Origin of the sequence: Enterobacter cloacae complex sp. S1, assembly GCF_014930525.1 — a bacterium.
Taxonomy (GTDB): domain Bacteria; phylum Pseudomonadota; class Gammaproteobacteria; order Enterobacterales; family Enterobacteriaceae; genus Enterobacter; species Enterobacter hormaechei_C.
In genome coordinates, this window is sequence record NZ_JADBRE010000001.1 from 24,472 (window position 1) to 48,315 (window position 23,844).

General features: G+C 55.1%; 20 protein-coding genes. 10 read left to right on the forward strand and 10 right to left on the reverse strand.

What is annotated here, in order from left to right; translation table 11 throughout:
- Positions 1 to 47: 47 nt before the first annotated feature.
- From lpdA to pdhR, 4 genes are all read right to left on the reverse strand, one after another.
- A complete protein-coding gene (gene lpdA / locus IM290_RS00115) occupies positions 48 to 1,472 on the reverse strand; it encodes a dihydrolipoyl dehydrogenase (RefSeq protein WP_003856313.1) in 1,425 nt (474 codons plus the stop codon).
- Positions 1,473 to 1,647: 175 nt separating this feature from the next.
- Positions 1,648 to 3,540 (reverse strand): pyruvate dehydrogenase complex dihydrolipoyllysine-residue acetyltransferase, encoded by a 1,893-nt coding sequence (gene aceF, locus IM290_RS00120; RefSeq protein ID WP_193042065.1) that lies wholly within the window; start codon positions 3,538 to 3,540, stop codon positions 1,648 to 1,650.
- 14 nt (positions 3,541 to 3,554) lie between these two features.
- Entirely contained in the window at positions 3,555 to 6,218 is a 2,664-nt protein-coding gene (gene aceE / locus IM290_RS00125; protein WP_193042064.1) for a pyruvate dehydrogenase (acetyl-transferring), homodimeric type, read from the reverse strand.
- A 123-nt stretch (positions 6,219 to 6,341) separates the two neighbouring features.
- Positions 6,342 to 7,106 carry a pyruvate dehydrogenase complex transcriptional repressor PdhR gene (gene pdhR / locus IM290_RS00130; protein ID WP_015572686.1) on the reverse strand — a complete coding sequence of 255 codons (765 nt, stop codon included), beginning with the start codon at positions 7,104 to 7,106 and terminating at the stop codon, positions 6,342 to 6,344.
- 537 nt (positions 7,107 to 7,643) lie between these two features.
- Between pdhR and aroP the strand changes: the two genes are divergently transcribed.
- The 3 genes from aroP (at position 7,644) to IM290_RS00145 (ending at position 11,537) form a co-directional block, all read left to right on the forward strand.
- The gene (aroP, locus tag IM290_RS00135; RefSeq protein WP_015572685.1) at positions 7,644 to 9,014 is read left to right on the forward strand and encodes an aromatic amino acid transporter AroP; all 1,371 of its coding nucleotides are present in this window, start codon (positions 7,644 to 7,646) and stop codon (positions 9,012 to 9,014) included.
- 164 nt (positions 9,015 to 9,178) lie between these two features.
- Positions 9,179 to 10,576 (forward strand): glycoside-pentoside-hexuronide (GPH):cation symporter, encoded by a 1,398-nt coding sequence (locus IM290_RS00140; protein WP_045344466.1) that lies wholly within the window; start codon positions 9,179 to 9,181, stop codon positions 10,574 to 10,576.
- 10 nt (positions 10,577 to 10,586) lie between these two features.
- Positions 10,587 to 11,537 carry a family 43 glycosylhydrolase gene (locus IM290_RS00145; protein WP_047717357.1) on the forward strand — a complete coding sequence of 317 codons (951 nt, stop codon included), beginning with the start codon at positions 10,587 to 10,589 and terminating at the stop codon, positions 11,535 to 11,537.
- Between the two features lie 18 nt (positions 11,538 to 11,555).
- On the opposite strand, the gene ampE is transcribed toward IM290_RS00145, so the two are convergent.
- The gene (gene ampE / locus IM290_RS00150) at positions 11,556 to 12,410 is read right to left on the reverse strand and encodes a beta-lactamase regulator AmpE (RefSeq protein WP_003856320.1); all 855 of its coding nucleotides are present in this window, start codon (positions 12,408 to 12,410) and stop codon (positions 11,556 to 11,558) included.
- Positions 12,407 to 12,970 carry a 1,6-anhydro-N-acetylmuramyl-L-alanine amidase AmpD gene (ampD, locus tag IM290_RS00155; protein WP_017694507.1) on the reverse strand — a complete coding sequence of 188 codons (564 nt, stop codon included), beginning with the start codon at positions 12,968 to 12,970 and terminating at the stop codon, positions 12,407 to 12,409. Before ampD ends, ampE begins: the two co-directional genes overlap by 4 nt.
- Before the next feature lie 87 nt (positions 12,971 to 13,057).
- Between ampD and nadC the strand changes: the two genes are divergently transcribed.
- The 4 genes from nadC (at position 13,058) to hofC (ending at position 17,129) form a co-directional block, all read left to right on the forward strand.
- Positions 13,058 to 13,951 (forward strand): carboxylating nicotinate-nucleotide diphosphorylase, encoded by an 894-nt coding sequence (gene nadC, locus IM290_RS00160; RefSeq protein WP_015572681.1) that lies wholly within the window; start codon positions 13,058 to 13,060, stop codon positions 13,949 to 13,951.
- Positions 13,952 to 14,125: 174 nt separating this feature from the next.
- Positions 14,126 to 14,563: a prepilin peptidase-dependent pilin gene (gene ppdD, locus IM290_RS00165; protein ID WP_015572680.1), complete on the forward strand. Its 438-nt coding sequence runs from the start codon at positions 14,126 to 14,128 to the stop codon at positions 14,561 to 14,563.
- Positions 14,564 to 14,575: 12 nt separating this feature from the next.
- Positions 14,576 to 15,955 (forward strand): type II secretion system protein GspE, encoded by a 1,380-nt coding sequence (gene gspE / locus IM290_RS00170; protein ID WP_015572679.1) that lies wholly within the window; start codon positions 14,576 to 14,578, stop codon positions 15,953 to 15,955.
- Complete coding sequence (gene hofC, locus IM290_RS00175; protein WP_032647252.1) at positions 15,945 to 17,129, forward strand: protein transport protein HofC; 1,185 nt, start codon at positions 15,945 to 15,947, stop codon at positions 17,127 to 17,129. Before gspE ends, hofC begins: the two co-directional genes overlap by 11 nt.
- A 33-nt stretch (positions 17,130 to 17,162) precedes the next feature.
- Here the strand turns inward: hofC and IM290_RS00180 are convergent, their stop codons facing one another.
- Complete coding sequence (locus IM290_RS00180) at positions 17,163 to 18,206, reverse strand: GMP reductase (RefSeq protein ID WP_193042063.1); 1,044 nt, start codon at positions 18,204 to 18,206, stop codon at positions 17,163 to 17,165.
- Between the two features lie 228 nt (positions 18,207 to 18,434).
- Between IM290_RS00180 and coaE the strand changes: the two genes are divergently transcribed.
- Genes coaE through yacG form a run of 3 tightly spaced genes read left to right on the forward strand, consistent with a single transcriptional unit; the run spans position 18,435 to position 20,002 of the window.
- Positions 18,435 to 19,055 carry a dephospho-CoA kinase gene (gene coaE, locus IM290_RS00185; protein WP_017383778.1) on the forward strand — a complete coding sequence of 207 codons (621 nt, stop codon included), beginning with the start codon at positions 18,435 to 18,437 and terminating at the stop codon, positions 19,053 to 19,055.
- Positions 19,055 to 19,798, forward strand: coding sequence for a cell division protein ZapD (gene zapD / locus IM290_RS00190; RefSeq protein WP_017383779.1), 744 nt, complete (start codon positions 19,055 to 19,057; stop codon positions 19,796 to 19,798). The genes coaE and zapD overlap by 1 nt, the downstream gene beginning before the upstream one ends.
- A 9-nt stretch (positions 19,799 to 19,807) precedes the next feature.
- On the forward strand, positions 19,808 to 20,002 hold the full coding sequence (gene yacG, locus IM290_RS00195; RefSeq protein WP_003856332.1) for a DNA gyrase inhibitor YacG: 195 nt from the start codon (positions 19,808 to 19,810) through the stop codon (positions 20,000 to 20,002).
- Between the two features lie 34 nt (positions 20,003 to 20,036).
- Here yacG and mutT read toward each other — a convergent pair whose 3' ends face one another.
- The 3 genes from mutT to secM are packed head-to-tail and all read right to left on the reverse strand — an operon-like array spanning position 20,037 to position 23,754.
- Positions 20,037 to 20,429 (reverse strand): 8-oxo-dGTP diphosphatase MutT, encoded by a 393-nt coding sequence (gene mutT, locus IM290_RS00200; RefSeq protein WP_026080649.1) that lies wholly within the window; start codon positions 20,427 to 20,429, stop codon positions 20,037 to 20,039.
- Between the two features lie 57 nt (positions 20,430 to 20,486).
- Positions 20,487 to 23,192, reverse strand: coding sequence for a preprotein translocase subunit SecA (gene secA / locus IM290_RS00205; RefSeq protein ID WP_015572673.1), 2,706 nt, complete (start codon positions 23,190 to 23,192; stop codon positions 20,487 to 20,489).
- Positions 23,193 to 23,250: 58 nt separating this feature from the next.
- Positions 23,251 to 23,754 carry a secA translation cis-regulator SecM gene (gene secM, locus IM290_RS00210; protein ID WP_193042062.1) on the reverse strand — a complete coding sequence of 168 codons (504 nt, stop codon included), beginning with the start codon at positions 23,752 to 23,754 and terminating at the stop codon, positions 23,251 to 23,253.
- Positions 23,755 to 23,844 lie beyond the last annotated feature (90 nt).

Here is a 23,844-nt window from a genome sequence, read left to right on the forward strand (position 1 = left end):
GCGCATAAAAAAAGCGGCCTGAGGCCGCTTTTTTCATCTGAAGAAATTTATTTCTTCTTCGCTTTCGCGTTTGGCAGGTCCGTAATGCTACCTTCAAACACTTCTGCCGCCAGGCCCACGGACTCGTGCAGAGTCGGGTGAGCGTGGATGGTCAGCGCGATGTCTTCCGCGTCACAGCCCATTTCGATAGCCAGACCGATTTCACCCAGCAGCTCGCCGCCGTTGGTACCGACAATCGCACCACCGATCACGCGGTGAGTCTCTTTGTCGAAGATCAGTTTGGTCATACCGTCTGCGCAGTCGGACGCGATAGCACGGCCAGAAGCAGCCCACGGGAAGGTGGCGGTTTCATAGCTGATGCCTTTCTCTTTCGCTTCTTTCTCAGTCAGACCGACCCATGCAACTTCTGGCTCGGTGTAGGCGATAGATGGGATCACTTTCGGATCGAAGTAGTGCTTCATGCCGGCGATAACTTCAGCGGCAACGTGACCTTCGTGAACACCTTTGTGCGCCAGCATTGGCTGACCGACGATATCGCCGATAGCAAAGATGTGCGGCACGTTGGTGCGCAGCTGTTTGTCAACGCGGATGAAGCCACGGTCGTCCACTTCCACGCCAGCTTTGCCCGCGTCGAGGTTTTTACCGTTCGGCACACGACCGATAGCCACCAGCACGGCGTCGTAACGCTGTGGTTCGGATGGGGCTTTTTTGCCTTCCATGGAAACGTAAATACCGTCTTCTTTCGCTTCAACGGCAGTCACTTTGGTTTCCAGCATCAGGTTGAATTTCTTGCTGATGCGTTTGGTGAAGACTTTAACGATGTCTTTGTCGGCAGCCGGGATAACCTGGTCGAACATTTCAACCACGTCGATCTCTGAACCCAGCGCATGGTACACGGTACCCATTTCCAGACCGATGATACCGCCGCCCATAACCAGCAGGCGCTTAGGAACGGTTTTCAGCTCCAGCGCATCGGTGGAATCCCACACGCGTGGATCTTCATGTGGAATGAATGGCAGTTCGATTGGGCGAGAGCCTGCCGCGATGATCGCGTTGTCGAAGTTAATCACGGTTTTGCCGTTTTCGCCTTCCACTTCCAGGGTGTTCGCACCGGTGAATTTACCCAGACCGTTTACCACTTTCACCTTACGGCCTTTGGCCATACCCGCCAGACCGCCGGTCAGCTGAGTGATAACTTTCTCTTTCCAGGTACGAATTTTGTCGATGTCGGTTTTCGGCTCGCCGAAGACGATACCGTGTTCAGCCAGCGCTTTGGCTTCTTCGATAACTTTCGCTACGTGCAGCAGCGCTTTAGAAGGGATACAGCCGACGTTCAGACAAACACCGCCGAGGGTGCTGTAACGTTCTACGATGACGGTTTCCAGACCTAAATCCGCGGCGCGAAATGCTGCGGAGTAACCTGCCGGGCCTGCCCCAAGTACTACGACCTGAGTTTTGATTTCTGTGCTCATCATGACCTCTTAATGTATACCCGTCGTCCACCGGGTCGTTCTATCCGCCCGTATTTTACAAAATTGTTAACAATTTTGAAACAACAAACGGCTCACGAATTATCGCTTTCACCAATAACCTCAAAAACCCCATGAGATTATCAGAAAAAAGCCGGCCGACTGGCCGGCTTTTCGATTACATCACCAGGCGGCGAATGTCGCTCAGCATGTTGTTGATGATGGTGATGAAACGCGCACCATCAGCCCCGTCGATCACGCGGTGGTCGAAGGACAGAGAGATTGGCATCATCAGACGCGGCACGAACTCTTTGCCATTCCACACCGGCTCCATCGCGGACTTGGACACACCGAGGATAGCCACTTCCGGCGCGTTCACAATCGGCGCGAAGTGGGTGGTACCCAGGCCGCCGATGCTGGAGATAGTGAAGCAGCCGCCCTGCATTTCGCCGGCAGTCAGCTTACCATCACGCGCTTTTTTGGAGATGGTGGTCAGTTCACGGGACAGCTCAGTGACGCTCTTCTTGTTCACGTCTTTGAAGACCGGAACAACCAGACCATTTGGCGTATCAACCGCAACACCGATGTTGATGTACTTCTTCAGCGTCAGCTTCTGGCCGTCTTCGGACAGGGAGCTGTTGAAGCGAGGCATCTGCTCAAGGGCAGCGGCAACCGCTTTCATGATGAAGACCACTGGAGTGAACTTCACGTCCAGCTTACGCTTCTCAGCTTCGGCGTTCTGCTGTTTACGGAACGCTTCCAGATCGGTGATATCGGTCTTATCGAAGTGGGTAACGTGCGGGATCATTACCCAGTTACGGCTCAGGTTAGCACCCGAGATTTTCTGGATACGGCCCAGTTCCACTTCTTCGATTTCACCGAACTTGCTGAAGTCCACTTTCGGCCATGGCAGCATGCCCGGGATACCGCCACCGGCAGCAGCAGCAGGTGCAGCTTCGGCGCGTTTCACCGCATCTTTCACGTAAGCCTGAACGTCTTCGCGCAGGATACGGCCTTTACGGCCAGTGCCCTTCACTTTCGCCAGGTTCACACCGAATTCGCGCGCCAGGCGACGAATCAGCGGAGTCGCGTGGACGTAAGCGTCGTTTTCAGCGAACTCAGATTTTTCTGCTTTAGCAGCAGGGGCAGCAGCCGGTTTAGCAACCTGAGCCGGTGCAGCAGCCGGTGCCGGAGCAGCCGCGGCAGCTGGAGCGGCGGCAGGTGCTGCGCCTTCCACTTCGAAGACCATGATCAGAGAGCCGGTAGATACTTTGTCGCCGGTGTTGATTTTGATCTCTTTAACGGTACCGGCGAACGGCGCAGGCACTTCCATAGAAGCTTTGTCGCCTTCAACGGTGATCAGTGACTGTTCAGCGGCAACTTTGTCGCCCACTTTTACCATCACTTCGGTCACTTCAACTTCGTCACCGCCGATGTCCGGTACGTTAACGTCTTTCACGCCGCCAGCAGCCGCTGGTGCAGCAGCCGGAGCAGCTTCCGCTTTCGCTGGAGCCGCAGCGCCTTCAGCGCCCGCCACTTCGAAAATCATGATCAGGGAACCCGTAGACACTTTGTCGCCGGTGTTGATCTTGATCTCTTTAACGGTACCCGCGAACGGTGCCGGCACTTCCATAGAGGCTTTGTCGCCTTCTACGGTGATCAGTGACTGCTCGGCCGCAACGGTATCGCCCACTTTCACCAGGATTTCAGTGACTTCAACTTCGTCACCGCCGATGTCAGGCACGTTCACTTCTTTCGCTGCCGCGGCCGCTGCTGGAGCAGCAGCAGGAGCGGCTTCTTTCTTCTCTTCCTGCGCAGGTGCAGCAGCTGCTGCACCGTCGGCGGAATCGAAAATCATGATCAGTTTACCGGTCTCGGTTTTATCGCCAACAGAGACTTTGATCTCTTTAACGATGCCAGCCTGAGGAGACGGGACTTCCATAGAAGCTTTGTCGCCTTCTACGGTGATCAGCGACTGTTCAGCTTCAACTTTGTCGCCCACTTTGACCAGGATCTCGGTGATTTCAACTTCATCAGCCCCGATGTCCGGTACATTGATTTCGATAGCCATTATTCTTTTACCTCTTACGCCAGACGCGGGTTAACTTTATCTGCATCGATGTTGAATTTGGTGATTGCGTCTGCAACCACTTTCTTATCGATTTCGCCACGTTTAGCCAGTTCGCCCAGTGCTGCTACTACCACGTAGGAAGCATCAACTTCGAAGTGGTGACGCAGGTTTTCGCGGCTGTCAGAACGACCGAAGCCGTCAGTACCCAGTACGCGATAATCATCAGATGGAACGTAAGTACGAACCTGCTCAGCGAACAGTTTCATATAGTCAGTAGACGCCACCGCTGGCGCGTCGTTCATCACCTGAGCGATGTACGGAACGCGTGGGGTTTCCATTGGGTGCAGCATGTTCCAGCGCTCACAATCCTGGCCATCACGCGCCAGTTCAGTGAAGGAGGTCACAGAGTACACGTCGGAACCCACACCGTAGTCTTTCGCCAGGATCTGCGCTGCTTCACGAACGTGACGCAGGATAGAACCGGAGCCCAGCAGCTGAACTTTACCTTTGCTACCTTCGATGGTTTCGAGTTTGTAGATACCTTTACGGATACCTTCCTCGGCACCTGCTGGCATTGCCGGCATGTGGTAGTTTTCGTTCAGGGTGGTGATGTAGTAGTAAATATTCTCTTGCGCTTCACCGTACATGCGCTGCAAGCCGTCATGCATGATGACTGCCACTTCGTACGCGTAAGACGGGTCGTAAGAGATACAGTTAGGGATAGTCAGAGACTGAATGTGGCTGTGACCATCTTCGTGCTGTAGACCTTCACCGTTCAGGGTCGTACGACCAGAAGTACCACCGATCAGGAAGCCGCGAGCCTGCTGGTCGCCTGCCTGCCAGCACAGGTCACCGATACGCTGGAACCCGAACATGGAGTAGTAGATGTAGAACGGGATCATCGGCAGGTTGTTGGTGCTGTAAGAAGTCGCAGCAGCCAGCCAGGATGCGCCTGCACCCAGTTCGTTGATACCTTCCTGAAGGATCTGACCTTTCTCGTCTTCTTTGTAGTATGCAACCTGCTCACGATCCTGCGGGGTGTACTGCTGACCGTTCGGGCTGTAGATACCGATCTGACGGAACAGACCTTCCATACCGAAAGTACGCGCTTCGTCGGCGATAATTGGAACCAGACGATCTTTGATCGACTTGTTCTTCAGCATCACGTTCAGGGCACGAACGAAAGCGATAGTGGTAGAGATCTCTTTGTTCTGCTCTTCCAGCAGCTGAGAGAAATCTTCCAGCGCTGGCAGTTCCAGCTTCTCGGTGAAGTTAGGCTGACGAGCAGGCAGGTAGCCTTTCAGCGCCTGACGACGTTCGTGCAGGTACTTGTGCTCTTCAGAACCTTCCGGGAAGGTGATGTAAGACAGTTTTTCTACCTGCTCATCGGTCACTGGAACGTTGAAACGGTCGCGGATATAACGCACGCCGTCCATGTTCATTTTCTTAACCTGGTGAGCGATGTTTTTACCTTCTGCGGTATCACCCATGCCGTAACCTTTGATGGTGTGGGCCAGGATCACAGTCGCTTTACCTTTGGTTTCACGCGCTTTTTTCAGTGCAGCGTAAACTTTCTTCGGATCGTGACCACCGCGGTTCAGCGCCCAGATCTGCTCGTCAGTCCAGTCTGCAACCAGGGCTGCGGTTTCAGGATATTTGCCGAAGAAGTGCTCACGAACGTAGGCACCGTCTTTGGATTTGAAGGTCTGGTAGTCGCCGTCAACGGTTTCGTTCATCAGCTGGATCAGTTTACCGCTGGTGTCTTTACGCAGCAGCTCATCCCAACGACCGCCCCACATCACTTTGATCACGTTCCAGCCAGCACCTGCGAAGATGCCTTCCAGTTCGTTGATGATCTTGCCGTTACCGGTTACCGGACCATCCAGACGTTGCAGGTTACAGTTGATGATGAAGCACAGGTTGTCCAGCTTCTCACGGGTCGCGATGGTGATCGCGCCTTTAGATTCTGGCTCATCCATTTCACCGTCGCCCAGGAAGGCGTAAACGGTCTGCTCAGAGGTGTCTTTCAGACCACGGTGTTCCAGGTACTTCAGGAATTTAGCCTGATAGATCGCACCGATTGGACCCAGACCCATAGATACGGTCGGGAACTGCCAGAACTCAGGCATCAGTTTAGGGTGCGGGTAAGAAGACAGACCCTTACCGTGAACTTCCTGACGGAAGTTGTTCATCTGCTCTTCAGTCAGACGACCTTCCAGGAAGGCACGTGCATAGATGCCCGGAGAGATGTGGCCCTGGAAGTACACCAGATCGCCGCCATCTTTCTCGTTAGCTGCACGGAAGAAGTGGTTGAAGCACACTTCGTAAATGGTCGCAGAAGACTGGAAGGACGCCATGTGGCCACCCAGTTCCAGGTCCTTCTTGGATGCGCGCAGAACGGTCATGATGGCGTTCCAGCGGATAGCAGAACGGATACGGCGTTCCAGATCCAGATTGCCCGGGTATTCCGGTTCGTCTTCGACGGCAATCGTGTTTACGTAGTTGCTAGCCCCTGCACCTGAAGCCACTTTCACGCCGCCTTTGCGTGCTTCTGAAAGCAGCTGATCAATCAGATACTGAGCGCGCTCAACACCTTCTTCACGGATGACCGATTCGATCGCCTGTAGCCAGTCGCGAGTTTCGATCGGATCCACGTCATTTTGGAGACGTTCTGACATGGGGGTATTCCTTATCTATCTAATACGTTGATTTGTCTGGAACCTGTCCCATTGTATTTTCGCCAGAAAACACAATAAGACAGGTTCTGCGTTTAGTTGCCGCGCTCTAAAAGTACCTGGCGCTTAATCCTTTCGTTGCTGTATGCGGCGTAATGAACGTTCGCGACGCGATTGTTCACGGCTGCGGTCCAGCAAGATTTCCTCAATGAAAGCCAGATGGCGGTGCGACGCTTCGCGCGCCTGCTCCGGTTCCCCGGCCATTATCGCCTCGAATACTCGGGTGCGATGGTTGCTTACCAGCGGGAGCATCTCCCGACGGGCATACAACAATTCAAAATTCTGACGAACGTTCTGGGCCAGCATCGGCTCCATGCAGCGTAGCAGATGGAGGAGCACCACGTTGTGCGCCGCTTCGGTGACGGCAATTTGATACTGGACGACGGCATTGGACTCGGCGTCTAAATCGCCGGACTGCTGTGCCCGTTCAATGGCCTGATGCAGCTCGCGAATACGTACGCGGTCTTCATCAGTGCTGCGAAGGGCGGCGTAATAAGCCGCGATACCTTCCAGCGCGTGACGGGTCTCAAGCAGATCAAACTGGGATTCTGGGTGGTCAGAGAGAAGTTCTACCAGCGGGTCGCTGAAGCTCTGCCACAGGCTGTTTTGCACAAAGGTTCCGCCACCCTGGCGACGGAGCAACAGGCCCTTTGCTTCGAGACGTTGAATCGCCTCACGCAGAGAGGGGCGTGAAACGTCGAACTGTTTTGCCAGCTCGCGTTCTGGCGGGAGTTTCTCGCCCGGGCGCAGTGTCCCTTCGAGAATCAAAAACTCCAGCTGCTGCTCAATCACATCGGAAAGTTTTGGTTGGCGAATTTTGCTGTAGGCCATATTCCCTGTCTTACGCCTTTTTGCCCGGAGTCAATTGGTCTTACCAATTTCATGTTCGTATCGCTAAAGTAACAAAGTATTCACCTTCTGTCCATATTGGTTTTGATTGAAATCAGTAAACCCGGCACATTTTAACAACCTTACAGAACTAACGTTTCAGGAATGTAACTTTGCACAAATGAAATGGTTACTACCAAAGAGGCAGCTTTAACCATAATGAAACGAGGGTTTTTGCAATCTGAAGCGATTCAACAAGGCAAAAAATGAAAATTCGCCCTCTTCTGACGCATTTCTATTCTATAGATTGGGGTATGAGGGGTTAACGTACCGATTTACAATTGGTTTCTTTTTATTCAAGTCGTCTTCATCCCTTCATAAAGCAGGTGCATTCGCTGGCGCTTACCACTATTCTTGCGCTAACGGAAGCCATCTCCGCTTTTTTCGGTATCGTTAACCGTAAAGAAATAAATACAGAATATGGACTTTCATAATTACACACGCACAGCGTGAACATAACAACCACACACGAGGTTTCAAATGGAAGCTCAACAGCATGGCGATCAGCTAAAGCGCGGCCTTAAAAACCGCCATATTCAGCTCATCGCCCTGGGCGGTGCTATTGGTACTGGCCTGTTTCTGGGCAGTGCATCGGTTATCCAGTCGGCCGGTCCGGGCATTATTCTGGGGTACGCGATTGCGGGTTTTATTGCATTTCTGATTATGCGCCAGTTAGGTGAAATGGTTGTTGAGGAGCCGGTCGCAGGCTCATTCAGCCACTTCGCCTATAAATACTGGGGCAGCTTCGCAGGTTTCGCCTCGGGGTGGAACTACTGGGTTCTGTACGTTCTGGTTGCCATGGCCGAGCTGACCGCCGTTGGGAAATACATTCAGTTCTGGTACCCGGAGATCCCCACCTGGGCGTCTGCGGCGGCCTTCTTCGTCATTATCAATGCCATTAACCTGACCAACGTAAAAGTGTTTGGTGAGATGGAGTTCTGGTTTGCCATCATCAAAGTGATTGCCGTTGTAGCGATGATCATCTTCGGCGGCTGGCTGCTGTTCAGCGGCAACGGCGGTCCGCAGGCCACCGTGCGCAACCTTTGGGAGCAAGGCGGGTTCCTGCCGCACGGCATGACCGGTCTGGTGATGATGATGGCAATTATCATGTTCTCCTTCGGCGGTCTGGAGCTGGTGGGCATCACCGCCGCGGAAGCCGACAACCCGGAGCAGAGCATTCCGAAAGCCACTAACCAGGTTATCTACCGTATTCTGATCTTCTATGTGGGCTCCCTGGCGGTCCTGCTCTCCCTGCTGCCATGGACGCGCGTGACGGCGGATACCAGCCCGTTTGTGCTCATCTTCCACGAGCTGGGCGACACCTTCGTGGCGAACGCGCTCAACGTCGTGGTGCTGACCGCCGCGCTCTCCGTTTATAACAGCTGCGTTTACTGCAACAGCCGTATGCTGTTCGGCCTGGCGCAACAGGGCAACGCACCGAAAGCGCTGCTTACCGTTGATAAGCGTGGCGTACCGGTTAATACCATCATCGTGTCGGCGGTCGTGACGGCGCTGTGCGTTCTGATTAACTACCTGGCACCGGAATCTGCCTTCGGTCTGCTGATGGCGCTGGTGGTTTCCGCGCTGGTGATTAACTGGGCGATGATTAGCCTCGCGCACATCAAGTTCCGCCGCGCCAAGCACCAGCAGGGCGTAACCACGCGCTTCCCTGCCCTGCTCTATCCGCTGGGGAACTGGGTTTGCCTGCTGTTCATGGCAGCTGTGCTGGTCATTATGCTCATCACCCCAGGCATGGCGATTTCCGTCTACCTGATCCCGGTCTGGATTGCGATCCTCGGCGTGGGTTATATGGTGAAACAGAAAAATGCCAAAACGGTGAAAGCGCACTAAGTGTTTTCTCGCTGTACTCGCGGTTGCGGGTACAGCGTCTTGTTACCTTCCTCACAAATTCGCGCCCACAGCAAAATCCTCCATATCACCGCCTTTATATTGCAACGCATATATTCGTTTGCCAGCGAATAATTCTCTCCATACCGAAACCCGGAGAGCTGTCGATGAATAACAACAAACTGTCAGTAAAAGAAAAGATCGGCTATGGCATGGGTGACGCCGGATGCAACATCATCTTTGGCGCCATCATGTTATTTGTTAACTACTTTTATACGGATATTTTTGGTCTGGCTCCTGCACTGGTTGGCGTTTTACTCCTGTCCGTACGCGTCATTGATGCCGTCACGGACCCAATTATGGGCGCGATTGCCGACCGTACCCGCAGCAAATATGGCCGGTTTCGTCCATGGCTGCTGTGGATTGCCTTCCCCTACGCGCTGTTCAGCATCCTGATGTTTACCACGCCTGACTGGAGCTATAACAGCAAAGTTATCTATGCGTTTGTCACCTATTTCCTGCTGTCGCTGACCTATACCGCCATCAACATTCCGTACTGCTCGCTCGGCGGCGTGATCACCAACGACCCGAAAGAGCGCGTTGCCTGCCAGTCCTACCGTTTTGTTATGGTTGGTATCGCCACGCTGCTGCTGTCGCTGACGCTCCTGCCGATGGCCGACTGGTTCGGTGGGGATAACAAAGCCAAAGGCTACCAGATGGCGATGACCGTGCTGGCGCTGATTGGTACCTGCATGTTCCTGTTCTGCTTCGCCACGGTGCGGGAGCGCGTGCGTCCGGCGGTGCAAACTCATGACGAACTGAAAAACGACCTGAAAGACGTGTGGAAGAATGACCAGTGGGTGCGGATCCTGCTGTTAACCCTGTGCAACGTCTGCCCTGGCTTTATCCGCATGGCGGCCACCATGTATTACGTCACCTGGGTCATGGGGCAAAGCACCCATTTCGCCACGCTGTTTATCAGCCTGGGCGTGGTCGGCATGATGTTCGGCAGTATGCTGGCGAAAGTGCTGACCGACCGCTGGTGTAAGCTGAAGGTCTTCTTCTGGACCAACATCGTGCTGGCGATTTTCTCCTGCGCCTTTTACTTCTTCGACCCGAAAGCGACGACAACCATTGTCGTGCTCTACTTCCTGCTGAATATCCTGCATCAAATTCCGTCTCCGCTGCACTGGTCGCTGATGGCCGACGTGGATGACTACGGCGAGTGGAAAACCGGGAAACGCATCACCGGGATCAGCTTCTCCGGCAACATCTTCTTCCTGAAGCTGGGTCTGGCGATTGCCGGGGCAATGGTCGGCTTCCTGCTCTCCTGGTACGGTTACGACGCGGGCGCAAAAGCGCAGAGCGCGGATGCCATCAACGGGATCGTGCTGCTGTTTACCGTCATTCCCGGCATTGGATACTTAATTACCGCGGGCGTAGTACGTCTGCTGAAAGTGGACCGTGAGACCATGAAGCAGATCCAGTCCGATCTGGAAAAGCGTCGCACCAACTATCGCGAGCTGAACGATTATCAGGAACTCAAAGCCGCTGAGACTAAATAAGGAAAGCCGAATGCAAACCTGGCCAAACCCGTTTATTGAACAACGCGCCGACCCGTATATCCTGCGTCACGATGGGCAATATTACTTTATCGCCTCCGTACCGGAGTACGATCGGCTGGCGATCCGCCGCGCGGACTCGCTGGAAGGTTTACGCGATGCCGAAGAGGTGGTTGCCTGGCGCAAGCCCGACACCGGCCCGATGAGCCAGCTGATCTGGGCACCGGAGCTGCATCATATCGACGGCAGGTGGTACATCTATTTTGCCGCCACGCATACCCAGGCGCTCGATCAGCTCGGGATGTTCCAGCATCGCATGTTTGCCATTGAATGTGCAGATCGCGATCCGCTCACCGGTACGTGGGTGGAAAAAGGGCAAATCAAAACCCCGTTTGACACCTTCGCGCTGGATGCCACCACCTTTGTTCATCAGGGTAAACGCTGGTATCTGTGGGCGCAAAAAGCCCCGGACATTTCCGGTAACTCCAATCTTTACCTGTGTGAAATGGAAAATCCGTGGACGCTGAAAGGCGAGCCGGTGATGCTCAGTAAACCGGAATATGACTGGGAGTGCCGTGGGTTCTGGGTCAACGAAGGCCCGGCGGTGCTGTTCCATGGCGATAAGCTGTTTATCAGCTATTCCGCCAGCGCCACCGACGAGAACTACTGCATGGGATTACTGTGGGCAGACCTGAATGCCGATCCGCAAAACCCGGCTAACTGGCATAAATCCCCGCGCCCGGTGTTCGTCACCAGCTACGAAAACCGTCAGTATGGGCCAGGCCATAACAGCTTTACGCAGACGCCGGAAGGCGAAGATGTGCTGGTCTACCACGCGCGAAACTACACTGAAATTGAAGGCGATCCGCTTTACGATCCCAATCGCCATACTCGCCTGAAACTCGTCCGCTGGAACGAAAACGGGATGCCTGACTTCGGCATCCCGCCCGCGGATACGCCGTAACGGCTTCGGCGCGCTGGGTCAGACCAGCGTGCCGTAAATCGTTAGCAGCGCCACAATCACCACCACCACAAAGGATGTTTTCTTCGCCATCGAGACGGCAGCTTTTGGCGTTGCGACTTTATCCGTGTGCGGCTCACGCGCCAGCGAGAACTGTGCCAGTCGGGTTAAAACCTGATACTGCGAGGTATGGCGGTCTGCAAGGGAGACAAACCACGCGGGCAGCGCCTTTTCACCGTGACCGATGAGGGCATAGACCACGCCTACCAGACGCACCGGAAGCCAGTCGAGCACGTGCAGGATGGCATCAATGCCGGACTGTAGACGTTCATGCGGCGTAAGATAGCGGGCAAGCCAGGTCTGCCAGGCGCGCAGGAACGCATAACCCATCAGCAGTACCGGCCCCCAGGGTCCGCCCACCACGAACCAGAACAGCGGCGCCAGGTAGTAACGGAAGTTGATCCACAGCAGCGCGTTTTGCAGCTCCCGCAGAAACTCGCGTTCATCGCAATCCGGCGGTACGCCGTGGATCATCGTCAACTCGCTCGCCATCGCGCCGCGCGCGTGGGCATCATCCCGGGAAGCGGCTTTCAGATACGCGTGATAGTGCAAACGCACCTTGCCCGCGCCAATACACAGCACGCCGAGCAGGATCCACACCACCAGCAGCGGCACGTTGAAAAAGAGGCCGTAAAGCGAGCGCAGCAACAGGAACGTAATCGCCATCACGCCTGCCGCCATCAGCAACGTGCGCAGCATGGAAAAATGCCTGATGCGGCGGAATAACACCTCCAGCCGGTGATCCAGATGCCAGTGCTCGCCGAGCTTAAACAGGCGTTCAGCGATCATAACCAGCAGCATGGTAAACAACGTCATGTTATCTCCTTATCTGACGACGTGGTAAGCATGGCGTGAAACCGGGACCAGTCAAACGCCGGGCCGGGGTCGGTTTTTCTTTCGGGGGCGATGTCGCTGTGCCCTGTAATATTGTCTGCAATGGCGGGATAGCGCCCGATTAACGTTTGCGTTACAGCAACCAGTTTCTCATATTGCGCATCGGTGTAAGGCGTGGTGTCCGTTCCTTCCAGTTCAATTCCAATAGAGAAATCATTGCACCGCTCGCGCCCCTGATACATCGACACGCCGGCATGCCAGGCTCGCTTATCAAAAGGAACATACTGAACCACTTCGCCATCACGACGGATCAGACAGTGCGCCGATACGCGCAGATGCGCAATCTCAGCAAAGAAGGGGTGGGCATCGGGATCTATCGTTCCAGTGAATAACGCATCGATCCACGGACCGCCAAACTCACCCGGCGGGAGACTAATATTGTGAACCACCAGCAGTGTGGGCTTTTCATCCTCCGGGCGGCAGTCGTGGTGCGGCGACGGTACATGCCGCGCGTCCACCAGCCATCCGTTTTCTAACAACATGCTGGAACTCCTTATCTATGGTGCTGTTACTCGGTTCAGAGTAGCATGTTTCAATATTATGATTCGTTACCAATTTGGAGTTTTATCATGCCGCCTCGCCGCTATAACCCCGACCACCGACGTGACGCGCTTCTGGAACGTATTAATAGTGATATCCCGGCAAGCGTTGCCCATGCCCTGAAAGAAGATCTCGGCGGCGACGTCAGCGCCGATAACGATATTACCGCCCAATTGTTGCCAAAAGAGACACGCTCGCATGCGGTGATCATCACCCGCGAAGCGGGGGTTTTCTGCGGCAAACGCTGGGTTGAGGAGGTCTTTACCCAGCTGGCAGGCGACGAGGTGCAGGTAACATGGCACGTTGAAGACGGTGATGCGGTCACGGCGAATCAGCCACTGTTCGAGCTGGACGGCCCGTCCCGCGTCTTGCTGACCGGTGAACGCACCGCGCTCAATTTTGTGCAAACGCTCTCTGGCGTTGCCAGTGAAGTACGCCGCTACGTTGACCTGCTGGCAGGCACCCGCACGCAGCTGCTGGATACCCGTAAAACTCTGCCGGGCCTGCGGACCGCGCTGAAATACGCGGTACTCTGCGGTGGCGGCGCCAACCATCGTCTGGGGCTATCCGATGCCTTCCTGATCAAAGAGAACCACATTATTGCCTCTGGCTCGGTGCGTCAGGCCGTGGAAAAAGCCTTCTGGCTACATCCGGATGTGCCGGTCGAAGTGGAAGTGGAAACGCTGGAGGAGCTGGACGAGGCCATTAAAGCGGGGGCTGACATCATCATGCTCGATAACTTCGACACGGAGCAGATGCGTGAAGCGGTCAAACGCACAAACGGCCAGGCGCAGCTTGAGGTGTCCGGCAACGTGACGTTCGACACCATCCGCGAATTTGCTGAAACCGGCGTCGATTACATCTCCGTTGGCGCCCTGACCAAGCACGTCCGCGCCCTCGACCTCTCGATGCGCTTCAAATAAATTATCCTCCCCTCTCCGGGCGGAGAGGGGAAATACGAAACCGCTCGCAATTACGCTGTCCTTCTCTGCAACACTGCATCATTTCCCTGAAAGCCCCTTCACGTTCACGCTTTTGCCCCTCGTTTCTGCATGCTGGCACTGCCACAGTAGCGCCACTTAACGTAAGGAGCAGACATGAACAGACAACAAGGATTTACCCTGATTGAGCTAATGGTGGTCATTGGCATTATTGCCATCCTGAGCGCGATTGGCGTTCCGGCCTATCAGAACTACCTGCGAAAAGCGGCGCTCACCGATATGCTGCAAACGTTCATCCCCTACCGCACCGCCATTGAGCTTTGCGCCCTGGATCGTGGTGGTGTGGATAGCTGCGACGCAGGCACCAATGGCATCCCCTCCCCGACAACCACACGTTACGTTTCAGCGATGAGCGTGGCAAAGGGGGCCGTATCGTTAACAGGGCAGGAAAGCCTTAACGGACTTGAAGTGCTCATGACACCGATCTGGAGCGACGGTAACGGTATGACGGGCTGGACGCGTGACTGCAAAATTGCGTCCGACACGGCGCTCAGACAAGCCTGTGAAGATGTTTTCCGCTTCGACAACAACTGACAGGAGTGGACAATGAATACCGAACAGCTAATGACGCTCTGTCAGCGCCATCACGCACTGCTACTCGCAAGCGACACCGATATGATCAGCATTGCGGTGGTGGGTAATCCTGCCTCTGAGCTGATGGAAGCGTTACGCTTCGCCACGCAGAAGCGCATTGATATTGAGTGCTGGACGGCAGAACGGATGGAAAAACGGCTTCAGTCCGTCTCATCATCACACCTGCCGGGCATAGCGCCAAACTCAGCCGCTGACGTGCTCAGTACAACCTTGCAGCAGGCAGTAAACCAGCGGGCTTCTGACATCCATATTGAACCGACAGAGCACGGCTACCAGATCCGTTTGCGAATCGACGGTGTTCTCTACCCGCAACTGCCGATCTCTGCCGCCCTCGGGACTACGCTTGCCGCACGCCTGAAGGTGCTGGGTCAACTGGATATTGCGGAGCGCCGCCTGCCGCAGGACGGCCAGTTTACGGTGGAGCTGGCAAGCGTCCCCGTCTCTTTTCGTATCGCAACCCTTCCCTGTAGTGGTGGAGAAAAAATCGTGCTTCGTCTGCTTCACCAGGTACAGCAGGCACTGGAGCTTGAACAGCTGGGGATGAGCGCAGACCAGCAGGCCCGTTTTGCCGGGGCGCTTAACAGCCCTCAGGGGTTGATTCTGGTCACCGGCCCGACCGGTAGCGGGAAAACGGTGACGCTGTACAGCGCGTTACAGGCGCGAAATACCCCTGACGTCAATATTTGCAGCGTGGAAGATCCCGTTGAAATCCCGCTTGCAGGCTTAAACCAGACGCAGATTAATCCGCGCGCGGGGCTGACCTTTCAGAGCGTGCTGCGTGCCCTGCTCAGGCAGGATCCTGACATCATTATGGTGGGTGAAATTCGTGACGGCGAAACGGCAGAAATTGCCATTAAGGCGGCGCAAACCGGGCATCTGGTGCTGTCCACCCTCCATACTAATTCGACGACTGAAACGCTGGTACGGCTGCAACAGATGGGCGTCGCGCGCTGGATGATCTCTTCGGCGCTCTCGATGGTGATTGCCCAGCGACTGGTGCGCCGTTTATGTCCGTACTGCCGACAGGAAGCCAGCCGCCACACCGAATTACCCCGCACGCTGTGGCCCCGGCCGCTTCCTCGCTGGCAACCCACCGGCTGCGATCGCTGCTACCACGGTTTTTATGGTCGCGTAGCCATTTTTGAAGTGCTCGTCATCGACGACACGCTGCGGCAGGCCATCGCCAGCGGAGCAAGCACGGAGGTGATTGGGTCCAGCGCTCGTCAGGCGGGAATGACCTCTTTGTTTGAGCATGGCTGCATGGCCGTAGAACAAGGGCTGACCACGCTCGAAGAGCTGTTGCGCGTCCTGGGAATGCCCGATGGCTGCTAATTCGCTCTGGCGCTGGCGTGCCCTGAACACCGAGGGGGAGGTGCAAACCGGCACCCTCTGGGCCATCGACCGTGACGCAGCTTACACGGCTCTGGTGCTTAAACAACTGCACCCGCTGGCGCTAAAACGCTGTCAGCAGCGCCAGCGATGGCAGGTGCAGCACTGCTACGATATTTTTCGCCAGCTCGCCACGCTGCTACAGGCTGGACTCACGCTATCCCAAAGCCTGCACATGCTGGCGGAACAGCATCCTTTGCAGCACTGGCAGGCGCTGCTGCACAGTCTTGCTGATGACCTGAGCGAAGGTTGCGCCCTGTCAGAGGCCATGAAGAAATGGCCAGAGGTGTTTAGCCCTCTTTATGTCTCAATGGTGAAGACGGGTGAGCTAACGGGTAAGCTCGAAGCCTGCTGCCGTCAGCTTGCGCAGCAACAAAAATCCCAGCAGCAGCTCAGTGCAAAGGTGAAGAAAGCGCTGCGCTATCCGCTGATCATCCTGACGCTCGCCGTTTTCGTGGTGCTGGCGATGGTCACGCTGGTTTTGCCTGAGTTTGCTGCAATCTACAAAACGTTCAACACCCCGCTCCCTTTGCTCACGCAGGCAGTCATGGGGCTGGCGGCCTTGGTTCAGGCGCATATCCTCACCCTTTTGGCCCTGCTCGTGGCAATGGTTGTCATCGCCTGTAAGCTGCGGCGGCATCCACGCTGGCAGTATGTCTTGTTACACGTACCGGTGATGGGCACGCTGACGCGCGGGCAAAAACTGGGGCAGATTTTTACCGTGCTGTCATTAACCCAGCAGGCCGGAATTGCCTTTTTACAAGGACTGGAGAGTGTGGAGGAGACCGTTGAGAGGGGCTACTGGCAGGAGAAACTCCGTGAGATACGCAGCGATATCGAACAGGGGATGCCCGTGTGGTCCTCCTTCCAGAAGGCCTCTGTTTTTACGCCACTGTGTATTCAGCTCATTCGCACCGGAGAAGTGTCGGGTTCACTGGATGTGATGCTGATGAATCTGGCCCGCCACCATACGGAACAGACATTTCAGCAGGCAGACAATCTGGCGGCGCTTCTTGAGCCTTTGCTACTGGTCGTGACGGGTCTGATTATTGGCACGCTGGTGGTGGCAATGTATTTACCGATTTTCCATCTGGGGGATGCAATGAGCGCGGGGTAACGCTGGCGCACGGACGCGCGCCAGCCGTAGCCGTCAGAGGCTATTAAATACGCGGTTTTCCTGCTCCTGAACGCGGATAAACGTCGTGCGTTTCGTCAGCTCTTTCAGGCGGGAAGCACCAACGTAGGTGCAGGCAGAACGCAGACCGCCGAGGATATCGCGCGCCGTGTTTTCGACCGGACCACGCAGTGGCAGCTTAACGGTTTTGCCTTCCGCCGCACGGTATTTCGCGACACCGCCCACGTGACGGGTCATCGCGGATTCAGAGCTCATTCCGTAGAACAGCATGAATTTCTCGCCGTTCTCTTCCACCACGGTACCGCCGCTCTCTTCGTGGCCAGCCAGCATGCCGCCGAGCATCACGAAATCCGCGCCGCCGCCGAAGGCTTTCGCGACATCGCCTGGCATGGTGCAGCCACCGTCGCTGATGATCTGGCCGCCCAGACCGTGCGCAGCGTCAGCGCATTCAATTACCGCAGACAGCTGCGGATAACCCACACCGGTTTTCACGCGCGTGGTGCAAACGGACCCCGGGCCAATGCCAACTTTTACAATGTCGGCCCCGGAGAGGATCAGCTCTTCACACATTTCACCGGTCACCACGTTGCCCGCGATGATGGTTTTGGTTGGCCAGGCCTCACGTGCCTTGCTGACGAACTGAACGAAATGCTCGGAATAACCATTTGCCACGTCAATGCAGACAAAATTCAGCGCTGGATTGGCGTTCAGGATCTGTTTGGTTTTCTCGAAATCTGCATCAGAGGTACCGGTCGAGACCATCACATGCTTCACCACGTCAGCCGAGGCGGAGGCGACAAACGCATCCCACTCTTCAGCGCGGTAGTGTTTGTGTACCGCAGTAAGGATGTCGAATTGCGCCAGTGCGGTCGCCATCTCGAAGGTTCCGACGGTGTCCATGTTGGCCGCGATAATCGGCACGCCAGACCACGTCTGACCGGAATGCTTAAAGGTGAATTGACGTTCGAGTTCAACGTCTGAGCGACTTTTCAGTGTAGAGCGTTTAGGGCGGATAAGAACGTCTTTGAAACCTAACTTCAGATCTTCTTCGATACGCATGTGCGGATTCCTGGGGTTAGAGGCAAATATATTAAAAGCACAACTCCAGTGACGCTATCATACGCACTAATACCTGCTCCGCAAGACTGCGAAATTCTCTTTTTTTACGCTACAATCCTATAAATTTACCTGGTAAAAAGCGGGTAAAGAGAGCTAAACATTGGCTGTTGTAAGTTTGAATTTTAAGCAACTGATTTTAAAACTGAATAATTCCCAGGATCTGATTTAATGGGGTATATCGTCGCATTAACCGGCGGCATCGGTAGTGGTAAAAGCACCGTTGCGCACGCGTTTGCTCGTCTCGGCATCACGATTATCGACGCCGATATCATTGCCCGTCAGGTGGTAGAACCCAATACACCCGCCTTAAACGCCATCGAAGCGCATTTTGGTCGCCGTGTGATACAGGCTGACGGCACCCTGAATCGTCGGCAGCTGCGTGAGTGCATATTTTCCGATCCAGCGGAAAAAGCCTGGCTTAATGCCCTGCTCCACCCCATTATCCACCAGGAAACTCAGCGTCAGATTGCCGCAGCCCTTTCGCCCTATGTGTTGTGGGTGGTCCCGTTACTGGTGGAAAATCAGCTTCAAAATAAAGCAGACAGAACGCTGGTGATTGACGTTTCCCGCGAAACGCAAATCCAGAGAACCATGGCGCGTGACAATGTTTCTCGCGAGCATGCTGAACAAATTCTTGCCGCACAGGCCACGCGCGAAGCGCGCCTCGCCATTGCGGATGATGTTATTGATAATAACGGCGCACCAGATGCCATTGCATCGGATGTTGCTCGTCTGCACGCGCAGTATCTGACCTTCGCCGCGCAGGCCGTTGCACAGGAAAAACCATAATGTCGACTCATATCCTTTTTGAGCACCCGCTTAACGAAAAAATGCGTACCTGGCTACGCATAGAATTTCTTATTCAACAGCTTTCACAACATCTGCCTGTCAACGATCACGCCACGGCGCTGCATTTTTTCCGCAACGTGGGCGATCTGCTGGATGTGATTGAACGCGGCGACGTCCGCACTGAGCTGTTGAAAGAGCTGGAGCGCCAGCAGCGTAAATTACAGGCCTGGGCCGAAGTACCGGGCGTGGATCAAAGTCGAATTGACGCTTTACGCAAGCAGCTGAAAAACAGCAGCACGACCCTGATGGCCGCGCCGCGCGTTGGCCAGTTTTTACGAGAGGATCGTCTGATTGCGCTGGTGCGCCAGCGCCTGAGCATACCGGGCGGATGCTGTAGCTTTGACCTGCCAACGCTGCATATGTGGCTGCACATGCCGCAGGAACAGCGCGATCGCCAGGTGAACAGCTGGCTGGGCAGCCTGGAGCCGATGAATCAGACGTTATCCCTGATCCTCGATCTTGTGCGTAACTCTGCCCCGTTCCGCAAACAAACCAGTCTCAACGGTTTTTATCAGGATAACGGCGACGACGCCGATCTTCTGCGCCTGAATCTGTCTCTTGGCGAGCAGCTTTACCCGCAAATTTCCGGACATAAAAGCCGTTTCGCGATCCGCTTTATGCCGCTGGACAGTGAACATGGCACCGTGCCGGAACGCCTCGATTTTGAACTGGCCTGTTGTTAAGGAGTGCCGATGTCTGACGTAACCACCGTAAACTGCCCAACCTGTGGGAAAACTGTCGTCTGGGGAGAAGTGAGTCCATTTCGCCCATTCTGCTGCAAGCGCTGTCAGCTTATAGACCTGGGCGAATGGGCGGCGGAAGAGAAACGCATTCCGAGCGAAGGCGATCTCTCGGATAGCGATGACTGGAGCGAAAACCAGCAGTAACGTTCAAAGCCTGCTGGCGCTTCGCTCAGCAGGCCTACGGTTGTGCGGCCAGCCGGAGGATCACAGGCTCATTGGCAGGCGGGAATTTTTCCGCATCGCTGGCCTGAAGCTCAATCCAGTTACCCGGCTGCCCCTCTTTTCCCCACGGCTCACCTTCCCAGTTTTCAACCAGCCAGAACCACAGCGTGATGTGACGATCCGGAAACTGGTACTCCAGCTTATCGAACAGCGTTGCGCCAAGCGGGGTGATCCCCACCTCTTCCTGAAGCTCACGCACCAGCGCCTGCTCCGGCGTTTCACCTGATTCGATTTTTCCGCCGGGGAATTCCCATTTGTTGGCCATGTGCGCATCGGCGGCACGTTGGGTAATGAAGATCTGATTTTGCGGGTTGCGAATGATCCCGACAGCAATTTGCAGTGTTTTCATCATGTCACTTCCATAAAAAAGGCGCAGATATCTGCGCCTTTTCGGTTTGTTATGTTCTTAGCTCAGGCGGCCGTGGCACGCCTTGTATTTTTTGCCGGAACCGCATGGGCACGGATCGTTACGACCGACTTTACGATCGCCCGTCTGCGCTGCGATTGCTGCTGCGGCTTCGCTCTCATCGGTCTGATGGCTCAACTGCTGCATCTGTGCCAGACGCTCAGCTTCTTCACGACGCTGCTGCTCCATCGCTTCCACTTCTTCCGGCATACGCACCTGAACTTTGCTCAGGGTGCTGATGACTTCATACTTCAGCGACTCCAGCATGGCAGCAAACATGGAGAAGGATTCACGCTTGTACTCCTGCTTCGGATCTTTCTGCGCATAACCACGCAGGTGGATACCCTGACGCAGGTAGTCCATTGCCGCCAGATGCTCTTTCCACAGGGAGTCCAGGGTCTGCAACATTACGCCTTTCTCGAAGTGACGCATCATCTCTGCGCCAACCACTTCTTCCTTACGCTTGTAGACGTCCAGCGCGGTTTCGTAGATACGCTCGCGCAGGGTCTCTTCGTGCAGCTCAGGCTCTTTGTCCAGCCACTCTTTGATTGGCAGTTCGAGATCGAAGTCGTTTTTCAGACGTTCCTGCAAGCCTTCGATATCCCACATTTCTTCCAGAGACTGCGGTGGAATATGAGCGTCGATAGTGGCCTTGAACACATCTTCGCGAATGCTGTTGATGGTTTCGCTCACGTCGGACACGTCCAGCAGTTCGTTACGCTGGGTGTAGATCGCACGACGCTGGTCGTTGGCAACGTCATCATATTCCAGCAGCTGCTTACGAATATCGAAGTTGCGGCTTTCCACTTTACGCTGGGCGTTGGCAATCGCTTTGGTAACCCACGGGTGCTCGATCGCTTCGCCAGGTTTCATGCCCAGTTTACGCATCATGCCGGACACACGGTCAGAGGCGAAAATACGCATCAGCGCATCTTCCATAGACAGATAGAAGCGGGAAGAACCGGCATCACCCTGACGACCTGCACGACCGCGCAGCTGGTTATCGATACGACGGGATTCATGACGCTCGGTACCAATGATGTGCAGACCACCGGATGCCAGCACCGCGTCGTGACGCACCTGCCAGTCGGCTTTGATCTGCGCGATTTGCTCTGGGGTTGGGTTTTCCAGCTCCGCCACTTCGGCCTGCCAGCTACCGCCGAGCATAATATCGGTACCACGACCCGCCATGTTGGTGGCGATGGTTACGGCAGCCGGGTAACCGGCCTGCGCAACGATATCTGCTTCTTTAGCGTGGAACTTGGCGTTCAGAACGTTGTGTTTGATGCCTGCTTTGGTCAGCTCGTTAGATACCACTTCGGATTTCTCGATGGAGATGGTCCCCACCAGTACCGGCTGGCCCTTCGCGGTACGTTCGCGAATATCTTCAATGATCGCCTGAATTTTTTCCGCTTCAGTCATGTATACCAGGTCCGGCATATCCTTACGGATCATCGGACGGTTGGTAGGTACTACCACGGTATCCAGCTTATAGATGGAGCTGAACTCAAACGCTTCGGTATCTGCGGTACCGGTCATCCCCGCCAGCTTCTCGTACAGACGGAAGTAGTTCTGGAAGGTGATGGATGCCAGCGTCTGGTTTTCGTTTTGAATATCCACGCCTTCTTTCGCTTCCACGGCCTGGTGCAGGCCATCGGACCAGCGACGTCCCTGCATGGTACGGCCGGTGTGTTCATCGACGATGATGACTTCGCCGTCTTTAACGATGTAGTCAACGTCGCGGGTGAACAGGGCGTGCGCGCGCAGTGCGGCCGTTACGTGGTGCATCAGCATGATGTTGCTCGGGGAGTACAGAGACTCGCCCTCTTCCATAATGCCTTCAGCCACCAGCAACTCTTCGATTTTCACCAGGCCGCGTTCGGTCAGGTTGACCTGACGCGCTTTTTCATCCACGGAGAAGTGACCTTCCCCCTGGAAAGTATCGGAGTCTTCTTTCTCCTGACGCAGCAGGTGAGGAATGATTTTGTCGACTTTACGGTACATCTCGGAGCTGTCTTCGGCCGGGCCGGAGATGATCAGCGGGGTACGCGCTTCATCGATCAGAATGGAGTCAACCTCATCCACCAGCGCATAGTGCAGTTTACGCTGGACGCGCTCTTCCGGGCTGAACGCCATGTTGTCACGCAGGTAGTCGAAGCCGTATTCGTTGTTGGTGCCGTAGGTGATATCCGCGTTATACGCTTCACGCTTGGCAGGTGCCGGCAGGCCGGACATGTTAATGCCCACGGTCATGCCAAGGAATTCGAACAGTGGACGGTTGTTTTCGGCGTCGCGCTGCGCCAGATAGTCGTTGACGGTAACAACGTGAACGCCCTTACCCGTCAGCGCATTCAGGTAAGCCGGCAGCGTTGCCGTCAGGGTTTTACCTTCACCGGTACGCATTTCCGCAATGCAGCGCTCGTTGAGCACCATCCCGCCCAGCAGCTGCACGTCGAAGTGACGCATGCCGAACACGCGTTTACTGGCCTCACGTACAACGGCGAAGGCTTCCGGGATCAGGCTTTCTAAGGTTTCACCTTTCTCCAGACGCGCACGGAACTCCGCGGTTTTCGCTTTCAGCTCATCATCAGTGAGCTTCTCCATCGCCGGTTCCATACCGTTGATGACGTTCACAGCTTTGCGCATGCGGCGCAGGGTACGATCGTTACGACTACCAAAAACTTTGGTTAACAATTTGATTAGCATAATAAATTCTCAAACGCCCCAGTCGGGCAGATAAATTAAGGTATTGAAAAAGGTTAATTTAGCTGAGGCGTTGAGGCCCGGCACGGATGCCGTGAACCTGGCTAATCCATGTCGAAACAGAGAAGGATGCAGGGGAAACAAAATCCGTTTGCGCCGTCTGATTTACGGTCACTGGCGGCTGGTTGTCCTGCGTCAGAAGCGCATTAAGCGTATCGAGCAGGGCAAGATGCTGAGCCTGAACCGGCAGCGTTTCTTCCGCAACAGGCATCGTCTGCGGCGCCATCGCGAACGACAGATGGCGGATAACCGTGCGAATCGCGTGCTGCTGCCAGTAATCAACGGAGAAATTAGGACGGCGGCTGGCTTCAAGCCATGCGAGATTAGTGAAGTTAACCCGTGTGGTGAGATCGTGTTTGGTCGTCGTGGAACGTGCTGGCGTGGCCGCGTCTGCGCTGTTGCTGAGCACAGGCAAGCCTAAACTCGCCGCGACCATCCCCAATAAGAGATGCGGCCAGAAGTAACGTCTGCCAAATTGTCGCCAGCGCGTCAGTATTCCGCTCACTTGCTCCACCACGTTCGCCCGCCAGTGCAGGCTGAGTTCAGTTATTCTTTTTTAGCGCCCAGATATTACCACTAAAGCCAATACACGGCA